At 55.7% G+C, this 12,141-nt stretch carries 13 protein-coding genes and 1 pseudogene; 10 read left to right on the top strand and 4 right to left on the bottom strand.

Annotated elements, in window-relative coordinates:
• Positions 1 to 40: 40 nt before the first annotated feature.
• Positions 41 to 1,054, bottom strand: a complete 1,014-nt coding sequence (locus AC0JZ4_RS20755; RefSeq protein WP_471888386.1) for a sensor histidine kinase — start codon at positions 1,052 to 1,054, stop codon at positions 41 to 43.
• Positions 1,055 to 1,188: 134 nt separating this feature from the next.
• The gene (locus tag AC0JZ4_RS20750; protein ID WP_471888385.1) at positions 1,189 to 1,572 is read right to left on the bottom strand and encodes a response regulator; all 384 of its coding nucleotides are present in this window, start codon (positions 1,570 to 1,572) and stop codon (positions 1,189 to 1,191) included.
• Positions 1,573 to 1,892: 320 nt separating this feature from the next.
• Here AC0JZ4_RS20750 and AC0JZ4_RS20745 point away from each other — a divergent pair.
• A pseudogene (locus AC0JZ4_RS20745) lies at positions 1,893 to 2,221 on the top strand (transposase); the annotation flags it as partial.
• A gap of 19 nt (positions 2,222 to 2,240) precedes the next feature.
• Here AC0JZ4_RS20745 and AC0JZ4_RS20740 read toward each other — a convergent pair.
• Positions 2,241 to 3,464 (bottom strand): MFS transporter, encoded by a 1,224-nt coding sequence (locus AC0JZ4_RS20740; protein WP_471888384.1) that lies wholly within the window; start codon positions 3,462 to 3,464, stop codon positions 2,241 to 2,243.
• Between the two features lie 394 nt (positions 3,465 to 3,858).
• Here AC0JZ4_RS20740 and AC0JZ4_RS20735 point away from each other — a divergent pair, with 394 nt between their 5' ends.
• Together AC0JZ4_RS20735 and AC0JZ4_RS20730 are read left to right on the top strand one after the other, a co-directional pair.
• Positions 3,859 to 4,440, top strand: a complete 582-nt coding sequence (locus AC0JZ4_RS20735) for a DUF1349 domain-containing protein (RefSeq protein ID WP_471888383.1) — start codon at positions 3,859 to 3,861, stop codon at positions 4,438 to 4,440.
• 246 nt (positions 4,441 to 4,686) lie between these two features.
• Positions 4,687 to 5,877: an IS481 family transposase gene (locus tag AC0JZ4_RS20730; protein ID WP_471885655.1), complete on the top strand. Its 1,191-nt coding sequence runs from the start codon at positions 4,687 to 4,689 to the stop codon at positions 5,875 to 5,877.
• A gap of 139 nt (positions 5,878 to 6,016) precedes the next feature.
• Here the strand turns inward: AC0JZ4_RS20730 and AC0JZ4_RS20725 are convergent, their stop codons facing one another.
• The gene (locus tag AC0JZ4_RS20725) at positions 6,017 to 6,862 is read right to left on the bottom strand and encodes a LysR family transcriptional regulator (protein ID WP_471888382.1); all 846 of its coding nucleotides are present in this window, start codon (positions 6,860 to 6,862) and stop codon (positions 6,017 to 6,019) included.
• Between the two features lie 88 nt (positions 6,863 to 6,950).
• On the opposite strand from AC0JZ4_RS20725, the gene AC0JZ4_RS20720 reads away from it, so the two are divergent.
• The 7 genes from AC0JZ4_RS20720 (at position 6,951) to AC0JZ4_RS20690 (ending at position 12,003) form a co-directional block, all read left to right on the top strand.
• Positions 6,951 to 7,415, top strand: a complete 465-nt coding sequence (locus AC0JZ4_RS20720; RefSeq protein ID WP_471888381.1) for a RidA family protein — start codon at positions 6,951 to 6,953, stop codon at positions 7,413 to 7,415.
• A gap of 14 nt (positions 7,416 to 7,429) precedes the next feature.
• A complete protein-coding gene (locus AC0JZ4_RS20715) occupies positions 7,430 to 8,584 on the top strand; it encodes an aminotransferase class V-fold PLP-dependent enzyme (protein WP_471888380.1) in 1,155 nt (384 codons plus the stop codon).
• An 8-nt stretch (positions 8,585 to 8,592) separates the two neighbouring features.
• The gene (locus AC0JZ4_RS20710; RefSeq protein WP_471888379.1) at positions 8,593 to 9,375 is read left to right on the top strand and encodes an SDR family oxidoreductase; all 783 of its coding nucleotides are present in this window, start codon (positions 8,593 to 8,595) and stop codon (positions 9,373 to 9,375) included.
• A gap of 38 nt (positions 9,376 to 9,413) precedes the next feature.
• Complete coding sequence (locus AC0JZ4_RS20705; protein ID WP_471888378.1) at positions 9,414 to 9,752, top strand: tRNA-binding protein; 339 nt, start codon at positions 9,414 to 9,416, stop codon at positions 9,750 to 9,752.
• A 113-nt stretch (positions 9,753 to 9,865) separates the two neighbouring features.
• Positions 9,866 to 10,366 carry a GNAT family N-acetyltransferase gene (locus tag AC0JZ4_RS20700; RefSeq protein WP_471888377.1) on the top strand — a complete coding sequence of 167 codons (501 nt, stop codon included), beginning with the start codon at positions 9,866 to 9,868 and terminating at the stop codon, positions 10,364 to 10,366.
• The gene (locus tag AC0JZ4_RS20695) at positions 10,329 to 11,084 is read left to right on the top strand and encodes an alpha/beta fold hydrolase (RefSeq protein ID WP_471888376.1); all 756 of its coding nucleotides are present in this window, start codon (positions 10,329 to 10,331) and stop codon (positions 11,082 to 11,084) included. The genes AC0JZ4_RS20700 and AC0JZ4_RS20695 overlap by 38 nt, the downstream gene beginning before the upstream one ends.
• 286 nt (positions 11,085 to 11,370) lie before the next feature.
• The gene (locus tag AC0JZ4_RS20690) at positions 11,371 to 12,003 is read left to right on the top strand and encodes a LysE family translocator (RefSeq protein ID WP_471888375.1); all 633 of its coding nucleotides are present in this window, start codon (positions 11,371 to 11,373) and stop codon (positions 12,001 to 12,003) included.
• The last annotated feature ends 138 nt before the right edge of the window (positions 12,004 to 12,141 follow it).

The raw sequence follows: 12,141 nt of genomic DNA, 5'->3' as shown, positions 1-12,141 counted from the left end.
GGCTCGGTAAAAGCCGCCTTCTATAGCGATTGAAGTAGGCTTAATCGCCTCTGACCTGTACTTTCGACAATGGAGCGGCCAAGGTCCATGTCAAAACGTCATCGATGAACTTCCACTCGCTGACACCCCCAAGAGAAGAGGCTACGATCCGTCTCAACACGAGCGACCCGAAGCCATTGCCTTGCGCCAGGAGATCAGGATTTCGGATCGCTGATTCTCTCCAGGCTAGATGGAAGGTCGGCTCGTTGAGTGTGTCGCCCTGACAGGCTTCCCAAGTCACATCGACGCTTGATCGATCAATATCTGCGAATTGAACCCGGTTGATGATCAGCTCGTGAAGCGCCATCCCAATGTTGAGCACGGCGTTGGCATCGAGAAGCATATCGGGCCCGGACAGCCTGAACTCGCCGGCACCATTGAACGGCTTCACTTGATGGGAAAGCAGAGACCGCAACTCAACACCCGCCCAGTCGACGGAGGACAAAAGGTCGTGGGAATGCGAAAGTCCCATGATGCGCTCTCGCACACGTCTCTCAAACCCCTGGATATCCTGGCTCCGAGCCGCGGTCTGAGAGATCACTGACAAGATCACGGCGTATTGGTTTTTGACCCGGTGATTGATCTCGCGCATCAGCAGGCGCAGCCGGCGTTCGTTTTCCTTGGCCTCGGAAAGATCTCTGGCGATCTTCGAGGCACCGACGATTTTCCCGCGCTTATCGGAGATAGGCGAGACCGTGATGGAGACCTGAACGGGTTCGCCGGTGCTCTTCATCCTCACGGTTTCAAAGGTGTCGATTTTTTCTCCCAACTTCAGTCGCCGGACAATATCAACTTCCTCAATGTGGCGGTCTTCGGGGATGATAACGTAGATGGATCGTCCGATCGCTTCATCAGCAGGCAGCCCGAAGAGGCGTTCCGCCGCCTTGTTCCAACTGGCGATCGTCCCGTCAAGATCGTTACTGATGATAGCATCAAATGATGAGTCGACGATCGCCGCAAGCCGTGCAGCGCTATGGTTTTTCTGCCGACGCTTGGAAAGCTTCCTCTCAGACATTCACTCGACCCGCACTCCGTAAGCGGCTTCCTGCCCGCTGAATCGCATCTGCCACGCAGGTACCACTCCAAAGAACTGATAATCGTTAAGAATGTTTCTTTGGCACGACGATGATTTCAGGTCAGGTTTAGACCTTATGCGGCGTGAGCCAGCTTTCTGATCGACGCCGAGACCGCTTCGAGATCGTAAGGCTTCTCATAAAAAACGGCGTTGCTCGGTAACTTCGATCGCGCAACCCGCACCATGCCCGAGGCAATGATGATGCCGATCTCGGACTTCAATTCTCTCACCCGCTCGGCAAGTTGCAACCCATCCATGGAGCCGGGCATGTTGACGTCTGTGAAAATGACGTCGACGTCGCTTCGCTCGGAAAGGATCTGCCACGCCTCATCAGCATTCGCAGCTTCCAAGGTGGTGATATCCGGCCTGGAGATATAATCCGCCACGTCCATGCGTATCAGCGCCTCGTCCTCGACGATGAGGACCACGATTGGCTTTTCATGCGTGGTCTGCTGCAATCGCTCTGCTCCTCAGTGTCCGACCGTGAGCTTTCTAGCTGCGCGTCAAAGATCAAAAAGAAAAGGCTCACCAACGGCGAGCCTTAGTTCGTGCTGAATTAGGAGGCTTCCTCCAGTTGTCCATAGCCAAGAAGCAAGCATGATGGGGTGGACGACGAACTCACTCCCAAAATAGTCAGCTCATCGTGCAGTTTCATCAAAACCAGACCCGTTTGCCGATTTAGACAAGGAGCAAAAAGGGATACCGTGAACTGCCTCCACTTTCGACCGGACACCCAGCATAAGCAGCAGGGCTCAAGCACAGGCTTGAGGATAAGCTTATCTCTAACGAGTTTCGACAGGTTGATCTGATGATCGGTGACGTCCGGCGGCGACGCTGGACAACGGAACCAAACTGCAAATCATCGAGGAAAGCTATGCCCAAGGGGAGACCGTTTCCTCTGCGGCTCGGCGACATGGAGTTGCGCCAAATCTTCTGTATCGCTGGCGTAGGCTCCTGAGCGAGGGAGGTGCGGTCGCCGTGGATTCTGACGAGCCAGTGATCGGCAATTCCGAGGTGAAGAAGCTGGAAGATCGAGTGCTCGAGCTTGAGCGCATCCTCGGGCGCGAGACATTGGAGAACGATATTCCCCGCGAAGTTCTTCCAAAGCCCACTCGACCCGAAGCGGTCATTTCTGGCGGCCGTGAACAAAGGTCGCTACCGCAACAAGTTGGATCGCCGCCGCCAGTATAAAAACGCTAGGTTCGGAGATTGTCCTGACGATGCCGAACACGGCGGGTGCAAGGGCATACGTCGCTTGACTAAGAGCCACGATCAGCGGCACGACTCGTGAAACATCAGCCTTGTCAAATTCCAGCTGTGCGATGAGAGGCGGGAGCGACGTAGCGTTGCCAATGCCCAGTCCGAAAAGGAGGACCCCGGCAATCATTGCAGCCGAATGGTCTCCACCTGCCAGCAGAAGCGTGACGGAGCCGATGACCTGGACGCCGTAACTTGCGGAAGCGATAAGACGGCGGTCCGCCGAAACCGGCATAAACCAGCCCATGCCAGTGCGCCCCGCAACTGCAGCAGCGGTTGCGCCACCCATCAGTACGCCCGCGCCTTGCGGACCAAAGACCGGAACAACGATCGAAAACAGATGTGCCAACAGTCCTATCTGCGCAAACAGTCCGGCGGCCATACCCGCTGAGAGCGTTATGAAGCGACGATCGCGCCACAGTAAACTGCGTGGCAGGGATGGAGCCGGCGAAGACGCTGCCAACGTCTCCACTTGGTTTGACTTCGCTCCGTCTGGAGACTGCCCCAAGGCTTCAGGCGATTTGGAAAACACCAGAGCAGACAGGACGGCGACTGTGGCGGTCATAGAAATCCCGATAATAATCGCAGCCTGTGAAAACCCGCTCCAAGCGATGAGAACGACCCACAAGGGCGAAAAAACTACGCCACCCACGCTCGCTCCATTGTAAGCCATGGACAGTGCTGCCGGACGTTTGCGGATAAACCATGGAGCGACAATTGCATTCACCGCCGCAGCTCCCATGGCAACCCAACCTGACCCACTCAGGAGAGCGGCCGCAAAAAGGTGCCAGGGCTGGCTGGCCAGTGACCACCCGCCGACACCGATGGCAAACACAACCGCTCCGGCAAACGTTGTCACTGGAACGCCCCAACGCCAATAAAGTCGGGGCAGGTTTGCGACGACGACCGCTCCAATGAGAAAATGCAACGTGACAGCGGCGGATACGAACGCGACCGGCCATCCAGTCCGCTGAACCACCATCAGCAAGTAGATGGGCGGTCCATAAAAACCGACACCCCAGCCAAACATGGCGACGAGGAAAGTGGCGGCGACCACATGCCAGCCGAAAAATGATGAGGCTTTAGATGTCATGAAAGCGTTCCATTGGTTATTGAGCCCTTATCGCAGGCTCAACGACCAGAAGCTTCGGTCATGATCGAAGTGTTCGCGTTGATTCGCCATTGGCGCGATGACGAATGAAGACGCTTAACCGACATCCGAGGTTATGGTCTGGCGTGCCCTCTTCCAAAGTTGCGCAGGCCGACCTACTCAGCCGTCCGCTCTTACGCGAACCGGACAAACTCCCGTCAACACGAGGCCCGCTCTCAAGTCGGTCGCGGCGGCTTAAATGACCGACTCGGCCGCCCAGAGCGTAATACGCCTTTTCAGAGCTTGCCTGTTGGCAGCAATTGGGCTCTCTAGGAACTAACCGCTTTGCAGGGGATGTGCGCTGAGCAAGTCCGCTAGTCGTCGTAAGGAGACACCGTTGCAGAGTCTTGAAAATGGTCGGTGGCTCAATGAGCCCACAAAAGCAGAAGCGTCGAATACCGAACTTTCCGTAACGACCGACGCCAACACGGACTTTTGGCGAGAGACCCACTATGGCTTTGTGCGCGACAGCGGCCACTTCTACGCATTCCAGGCTCAACGCGATTTCACCGCCCAGGTTCGGATCCAGGCACATTTCAACCATCTTTACGACCAAGCTGGCCTCATGGTCAGGCTCGACGAAAGACGTTGGGTCAAGACCGGGATCGAGTTCTCGGACGGATATGGCTTACTCGGCAGTGTGCTGACTAATGAAACCTCCGACTGGGCAACGGGGCGATATGACGGCGACCCATCAGATTTTTGGATTAGGGTGACAGTCCAGAGCGGCGTTTTGAGAATACAAGCCTCATACGATGGGCTAGCTTGGCCATTGGTCCGCCTCTGCCCATTCCCAGAAGCGGATCATTACCTGGTTGGCCCAATGTGCTGCACTCCAGAACGTGCAGGTTTGGAGGTGAGATTTAGTGAGTGGCAATTGGGGCGGGCTTTGGGCAGAGAGCTCCACGATCTGACGTAGCCACCAGGGCGCTCTATACAGAAGCAGAGCGTCTACTTATGGTGCGAAACCGACGATACTTCGCCGAGAATGATGACGGCTCTCAGGAACGGCAAAGGACGGCACAGCTGCTCCGGAGGTGAAAGCCACCGTTCAGCGGAACTCCACAGAAGTTAAAGCCATTTGGCCGGTGCCCGACCTGAGAGATAGGTGACAAATCGTACCGGAGACATGGGTTACACTTTTCGACTTTATCGGGAGGTGTCGATGCCGTGGAGAGAGACTTCGGTCATGGATGAGCGTCTTCGATTTGTCGCCCGCTTGCTGGAAGGCGACAGCATGAGCGATGTGTGCCGTTCGTTCGGCATTTCGCGCAAGACTGGCTACAAGATCTTCAATCGCTACAAGGATGAAGGGCTCGAGGCGCTTACGGATCGGTCTCGACGGCCAGTGCGCTATGCCAATCAGTTGCCTGAGCCGGTGGAGGCGATGATCGTGCGGTTCAAGAAGGAAAAGCCGCACTGGGGCGCACGCAAGATTCGCGAGCTGCTTGTGCGGCGGCTGGCTGGCGACGTGCGTATTCCGGCCAAAAGTACGGTGCATGCCGTGCTGGACCGCTACGGCCTTGTAAGCCAGGCCCGCAAGAGGAACCCTGCGAACAAGGCCGTCGGCACGCCGCTTTCGGCAGTACCTGGTCCCAACGATCTCTGGTGCGCCGACTTCAAGGGGGAGTTCAAGCTGGGCAACGGCCAATACTGTTACCCACTGACGATCACCGACCAGCTCTCGCGCTATCTTCTGTGTTGCGAGGCCTTCGAATCGACGCGCGAACAGGGTGTCTTCGAGGCCTTCCGGCGGGTTTTTGCCGAGCGGGGCCTGCCGGCCGCGATCCGCTCCGACAACGGCCTGCCTTTCGCCAGTCCCAACGGGCTCTACAATCTGTCAAAGCTATCGGTCTGGTGGCTCAGGCTCGGCATCGCTATCGAGCGCATCCGTCCCGGTCACCCGCAGGAGAACGGCCGTCACGAGCGCATGCATCTAACGCTCAAGAAGGAAGCGACGAGGCCGCCGGGCCGCAATATCTTGCAGCAGCAGATGCGTTTCGACGCTTTCGTCAGTGAATTCAATGAAGAACGGCCGCATGAGGCGCTGTCCATGAAGGTCCCGGCCGAGCTCTACACCACATCGCCAAGACCTTATCAGGGCCTACCGGACATCGACTACCCCTTCCACGATCGCGACGCCATCGTCACTAACTGCGGGCGGCTTTGCATCCATCGCAAGAAGATCAATATCTCGACGGTGCTGGCAGGACAGAGGCTCGGGCTCAAGGAAGTCGACGATGGTATTTGGCTCGTCAGCTTCTTGAGCTATGATCTCGGATACATCGACTTGGAACAGAGGACATTGCAAACAATCGACAACCCGTTCGGCACGAGGTTGTTACCTATGTCTTAGGAACAGATTGTTACCTATGTGTCCGGGTTGGACATGGCGGGCGCCTTCGCCTTGAACAGACTCGAACCGTCGACCCCTACGTTCAGAGTTCATTCATCGAGATCAGACATAGAAATCATGCGGTTGTTTCAACGATCGCCTAGTAGCTGGGGTTCATAAAGGAAGCCAAGTCGTGGACCAGTTGGGGAGCGCCTTCGGTCAAAAACACGCCAAACTCGGCAGTTGGAGCGATTGGCAATCTCATCTGCCCGGCAATGACTTCGCAATCCAGTGGCACTGCTGCCGGAAAAAGAAGGCTCAATCCTAACCCCGCACGCAACGCTGAGATCATGGCAGGCAGGGTCTTGACCTTGCATCCGACATGCCACGCAGTGCCATGGTCCGCTAGCGAAGAGAGCATTCGATCCTGCCAAGAGCAACTTGTCTCAAACAGGATGATGGGTACGGAACGCGTATCATCCAGGTCGAGCAGGCTGCTCGCTGACCAGACCAAACGTTGCGAATTACTGCTGACTGGTGGCTGGGTAAATCTCGCAGGGTCAGCGATGACTATATCGGCTTGCCCCTCGCGCAACATCCTGGCTAAATCCTCTGAGTGCGACGATGTCAGCTGGATTTCGAGATGCGGATGTCTACGTCGGAGTTCGGCAAGACCTGCCGGAACATCGGTGAATGCAAGATCCTCGAACATTCCGAACTTCACTCTGCCGGAGAGCCGGGAACCGGCTATGCCTCTCTGCATATCATCCGTCATAGCCAGGGTTTTGCGCGCATAGGCGAGAAACGAGCGACCCGCCTCGGTGAGAGTGACGCCTTTTGAGGAGCGATCAAGAAGCTTCGCGCCCAAATCCTGCTCCAAGCGTTGCAGTTGCATGCTCACGGCCGCCTGAGTTCGCGCCAAGCGATCAGCGGCCTTGCTGACTGAGCCGGTCTCCGCGACCTCGATGAACATCCTGAGAAGACGCATATCGATGTTGGTAGCCATAAATTTTCCTGATGGTGAGGCAAGCATTATAAGGGTACGCGCGTCATACTCGTTCTGGCAATGTCCTTTCACGCAAAAAGGAAAGCTCATGACCGATTACAGGACCATTATTGAACACCAGGGCATTGCATGGCCTCAGCTCGTACGGCCTAATCTCCCCTTCACCCCTGCCAAACGCATCGGCGATACACTGTATGTCTCAGGCCAGATACCTGAAGTGGCCGGTGAGATCGCTTTTGCCGGAAAGGTGGGCGCAGAAATCGACGTCGAGACCGCGCTTAAGAGCGCACGACTGTGTGCGGCGAATGTCGTTTTTTGGGTAGATCATGCCTTGGATGGCGACCTTGATCGTGTCGTCGAATTGGCCAAACTGACCGTATTCGTGAACGGCGCCGCGGGCTTCAGTGCCTTCTCGCAGATCGGCAATGGAGCCTCCGAGGTGATGAATGCCCTTTTCGGTGAACGCGGCGAGCATGCACGTTCGGCAATCGGCGTCGCTGGCTTGCCTGCAAATGTTCCGGTTGAGGTGGAAGCAGTCTTCCAGATTCGATGATTGGAGCAAAGCAGATGCAACGCATTCACTTCAATCACGCCGGTGCCGGCATGCCCACAACAGAAACGCTCCAGGCAATTATAGCGCAGTTACAACTGGAGGCTGATTTCGGGCCCATGGAAGCGAGTGCCATGACAGCCGAAAAACAAGCAAGCGCCTACAAATCTGCTGCACGCCTCTTGAATTGCGAACCTGAACAAGTCGCATTCGGTTCGGGTCACGGCCAGTTGTTCGGCGATATCGTTTCCGCCCTGCCGCTCAAGGCCCGAGACAAAATATTGGTCAGCCGTCAGGAATGGATGGGCAACATTGCCTGTCTCCAGAATGCCGCAAACTTGAGCGGGGCCACGTTATCCGTCATGCCGGTCGATGAAGACACCGTCGTTGACGTCGAGGCGCTCAGAGCGTCGTTGACCTCGGAAATTCGTCTTGTGGTGTTGACGTGGATAGGCGCGAGTGGTGCCTTGATTAATCCGGCGGCCGCTATCGGCAGAGCAATTCGCGAGAGCGGGTCCTCGGCGCTGTATCTAATCGATGCGAGCCAGGCAGTCGGTCAGATCCCGATCGATGTGAAAGAATTGAACTGCGATGCGCTTGTGGCGTGCGGACGGAAATACCTGCGCGGGCCCCGCGGCACAGCACTTGCCTACATCTCTCAGCGTCTGGCGCAGGAAGCGGTTCCTCGCAAAATCGACAACTTTCCAGCCGCGTGGGACTCAAAAAATTGCCTGCCGCTCCAAACCACAAAAACATTCGAGATCGGCGAAGCTTCCGTCGCGTTGAAGCTGGGGCTCGCATCTGCGATTGATCACGCTCTTGCGGTCGGAATCGTTGAGACGCGTGAGGCCCTTGATCGAACGGCCACAAAGCTCAGAGATGTACTTGCTGCAATTCCTGGAGTGCGGGTTCTGGATCTTGGAAGGCAAAAGTCAGCGTGCGTCACATTCGTGATGGATGGCTTCGCCTGCGCAACGGTCAAGGCCGCGCTCGCTGAACGAGGAATTTCCATCGGGATGAACGGGCGTGAGTACACACCTTACGATCTTGATCTCAGGGGCATTTCAGAACTCCTGCGGGCTTCGGTGCACCTGACCACTTCGAGCGAAGATATCGATAAACTCGCTCAGGCGGTCGCAGCAATTTCATCATCTCAACCAACACTGAAATGAGCAACCAGATGAGTTCCGGCAAAAAACGAACCGCACTTCTTCTGGGTGCAAGCAAAGGACTGGGATTTGGCGTGGCCGACGCGATGACCAGCAATGGTACTGACGTGATCCTGGTGGGGCGCGACAAGTCCGCCCTGCAAACCGCGGAAACCCGCTTACGCGGTCGACCCGGAATTGCTTCTTCCGTCGCCTGTGACTTTAGTTCGCGGACCAGTGTCGAGGAGTTTCTCGTTGAAATGGAGCAGAAAGTTCAAGACATTGACATCCTACTTCTGAACGGCGGCGGACCGCCCCCCATAGCCGCATCGAAGTTCGACCTCGGTTTCTGGGAGGCCCAATATTCGGCGATGTTCCTCAGTCAAATCCGCATTGCTACACACTTCCTTCCCGAAATGCGGCGAAAGCGTTTCGGTCGCGTCATAGCCGTGTCGTCAACGAGTGTTCGGGAGCCCATTGCAGGCCTCGCTGCATCAAACGCTTTACGCGCGGCACTTGCGGGTTGGGCGAAAACGCTTGCAACAGAAGTTGCAAGCGACGGTGTGACGGTCAACTTGGTCCTTCCTGGCCGGTTCGCAACGGAACGAACGGCTAGGCTGGACGCCCTGGATGCAGCAGACAAAGGCTTGGACCAGACGGTTGTTGCTGCCGAAAGCCAGCGCGAAATCCCTGCGGGCCGATATGGGAGCGCGGAGGAATTCGGTGCAGTCGTTTCTTTTCTGAGCAGCGCTGAAGCAAGCTACATCACAGGTGTTGCACTTCCCGTCGACGGTGGCCTTAGTCGTTCGATGTGACAGCCAATGAGTCTCAAAAGTGTCGTCAGGAGCGATTTATGGAAGAGATAACATGGTCCGATTTTACCAAGGTTGAAATCCTCGTTGGAACGATAATTGTAGCGGCCATATTCGAGGAAGCCCGGAAACCTGCGTACATACTTCAAATCGATTTTGGGCCGCAGATCGGTACGAAGAAGTCCAGCGCTCAAATTACGCACCTTTATACGCCTGAAGCCCTGATCGGGAAGCAGGTCGTTGCCGTGGTAAATTTTCCCAGGAAACAGATTGGCCCTATACAATCAGAATGTCTGGTTACGGGCTTCCATTTGGAAAACGGTGCAGTGGCGCTCTGCGTCCCAGATAAGATAGTTGCCGCTGGAACTAGGTTACTCTGAATGACCAGCTCTTCTGAGAACTCAGCAACTGGGCATTCTAGGGAGCCATCGAGAACATTTCGTCACGGGAATTGCGCTACTCCCGTCGACGTTGGAGAGAGGCGACTGGTGTGATGGATCGCAGCTATGGCATTGGAATTGAGGAGACAGAAATGATCCGGGTCGAACCACTGGCAATGCATCCGGAACATGTCAGAGCTGTCGCTTACCTTTTGCACAATGAATGGGGCAAACTTGCTGCATGGAGCGATCCGGTAGGCCTGGAGCACTCGTTGCAGGAGCGCTGCACCGGATTGAAAGCTCCGATCGCTTTTGTGGCCTTAAACGGCGATAATGTTGCGGGAAGTGTAAGCCTTACGCGGAATGAACTGCCCCATTTCCCCGAATGGAAGTTTTGGGTTAGCGATGTCATCGTTGCGCCGGATCAGCGCGGGCGTGGTATTGGCACCTTGATGATGCATGCGATCGTATCTCAAGCGACCGCCTTCGGAATTTCCAACCTGTATCTCTACACGCCTGATCTAGAAATTTATTATCGAAATCTGGGCTGGAGCGTCATCGGCATGGACAACGCCAATGGCGAAGACAACATGGTCATGCACTATGCCTGCTAATCCAGCGATCCAGGCACCTATGCGCATTCCCACCCTCGTGCTTTTGCCCGGGCTGGACGGTACCGGCGTCTTGCTTCAGGACTTCGCAGCAACGCTCCAGCCCCATTTCGAGGTAGCGATCATATCCTATCCGACAGATGTCCCACTGGGCTACGAAGAATTGCTTGTCCTTTTGCGGCGGCAGTTGCCTGATTTCGATTACATCATAGTCGCTGAATCCTTTTCCGGCCCCCTAGCTCTTCAACTGGCCTTCGAGGCGGGCGAGAGGCTGCAAGGGGTTGTACTAGCTGCGTCCTTTGCACGCGTTAAAATTCGTGCGAAGTGGCTGCTGAAATTATTGGTTCGAATAATATCCCCTCGCCTCGTGCCGATGCGTTTGCTGACATGGCTGCTGCTGGGTAAAAGTGCGACACCTATCATCGAACGGCAGCTTAGAGGCGCTCTGCGCACTGTCTCGGCATCCGTTCTGCGCAAACGAGCAAACGCTGCACTGACCGTTGATATGACGGAACAAGGCCATCGCATCGCTCGCCCCGTCCTTTACCTTCGTGCCACGCAAGATCGGCTGATCAGCGGGGCAGCTGGAGCCGATATCGGCCGGATAGCGCGAAGCCTCACGATAGAAGATATCAGAGCGCCGCATTTCTTATTCCAGGTGGCACCCGACGAATGCGCGGCGGCAATACGAAAATTCGCAGGATCGACCAATCGGTCGTAACGCGGAGCACTCTAGGGTGTCCACAATCGAAAGGAATGAAAAGGAAGCATGCAGCAGACACGCTCGATAATGTCAGCCTCCCGGCGCAAAAGCAGCTTGAGGCTTACAGTTCGAAAGACATCGTAGGGGTTCATGCACTGCTGGAGCGCCCGGAATATCAGTTTCTAAATCGGGGCTCCTAAACCGAGCACAAAGGAGATGGCACAATAGTCCGCGAGAGCCGCGATGGCCCGCTTTGAGAATGCAACTTTGATCGCACCCGAAACACTCTTCACGAGGGAAATGAATGCCCGAAATAAACACCCTTTTTGCTTTCTCATTAATTGCCCTGGGAATGGTCCTCACCCCTGGACCTAACATGGTCTATCTAATCTCGCGCTCGATCTGCCAAGGACGAATGGCGGGATTAATTTCGCTTGGCGGCGTCGCACTCGGATTTGTATTTTACATGATGTCCGCGGCGTTCGGCATTACCGCGATCGTCATGGCGGTGCCCTACGCCTATGATGCGTTACGATTCGCTGGCGCCCTCTACTTGCTTTTTCTTGCATGGCAGGCGGTAAAGCCCGGTGGAAGGTCACTGTTTCAGGTGAAAGATTTGCCCAAAGATGGTCCGGGGAAGCTGTTTTCGATGGGCTTTTTGACCAATATTCTGAATCCCAAGATCGCCGTCATGTATTTGTCACTCCTTCCTCAGTTCATAAAGCCTGAGCATGGCAGCGTGCTCGTTCAATCCCTAGCTCTTGGGTCCACCCAGATAGTGGTAAGCGTCACCGTCAACGCGATCATTGCAATAGCAGCCGGGACGATAGCTTCATTTCTTGCAAGCAGACCGACCTGGATAATCGTTCAGCGTTGGGTAATGGGAACAGTCTTAGGATGTTTGGCCATTCGCATGGCGACCGAAGCGCGCCGCTGAACAGGTGTAGATCGAGACACTGTTCAGACCCTCTGGTTTCAGCGCTCCGTGACGACATAAACGCGGAGCGTGCACATGTCTGCGTCGCGCGGACGACTGGCTGAATGTGGCTTATGACCGCAGCATTTGCGACAATAT

The sequence above is a fragment of the [Rhizobium] kunmingense genome (assembly GCF_977018605.1).
The sequence above is the reverse complement of the archived record's forward strand: the minus strand, read 5'-3'. Positions and strand labels throughout refer to the sequence as shown.

Coding starts and splice junctions, on each gene's coding strand:
- AC0JZ4_RS20730 (WP_471885655.1), top strand. CDS start 4,687: ATGCCGTGGAGAGAGACTTCGGTCATGGATGAGCGTCTTCGATTTGTC.
- AC0JZ4_RS20690 (WP_471888375.1), top strand. CDS start 11,371: ATGCCCGAAATAAACACCCTTTTTGCTTTCTCATTAATTGCCCTGGGA.
- AC0JZ4_RS20705 (WP_471888378.1), top strand. CDS start 9,414: ATGGAAGAGATAACATGGTCCGATTTTACCAAGGTTGAAATCCTCGTT.
- AC0JZ4_RS20700 (WP_471888377.1), top strand. CDS start 9,866: ATGGATCGCAGCTATGGCATTGGAATTGAGGAGACAGAAATGATCCGG.
- AC0JZ4_RS20725 (WP_471888382.1), bottom strand. CDS start 6,862: ATGGCTACCAACATCGATATGCGTCTTCTCAGGATGTTCATCGAGGTC.
- AC0JZ4_RS20710 (WP_471888379.1), top strand. CDS start 8,593: ATGAGTTCCGGCAAAAAACGAACCGCACTTCTTCTGGGTGCAAGCAAA.
- AC0JZ4_RS20755 (WP_471888386.1), bottom strand. CDS start 1,054: ATGTCTGAGAGGAAGCTTTCCAAGCGTCGGCAGAAAAACCATAGCGCT.
- AC0JZ4_RS20695 (WP_471888376.1), top strand. CDS start 10,329: ATGGCGAAGACAACATGGTCATGCACTATGCCTGCTAATCCAGCGATC.
- AC0JZ4_RS20720 (WP_471888381.1), top strand. CDS start 6,951: ATGACCGATTACAGGACCATTATTGAACACCAGGGCATTGCATGGCCT.
- AC0JZ4_RS20715 (WP_471888380.1), top strand. CDS start 7,430: ATGCAACGCATTCACTTCAATCACGCCGGTGCCGGCATGCCCACAACA.
- AC0JZ4_RS20740 (WP_471888384.1), bottom strand. CDS start 3,464: ATGACATCTAAAGCCTCATCATTTTTCGGCTGGCATGTGGTCGCCGCC.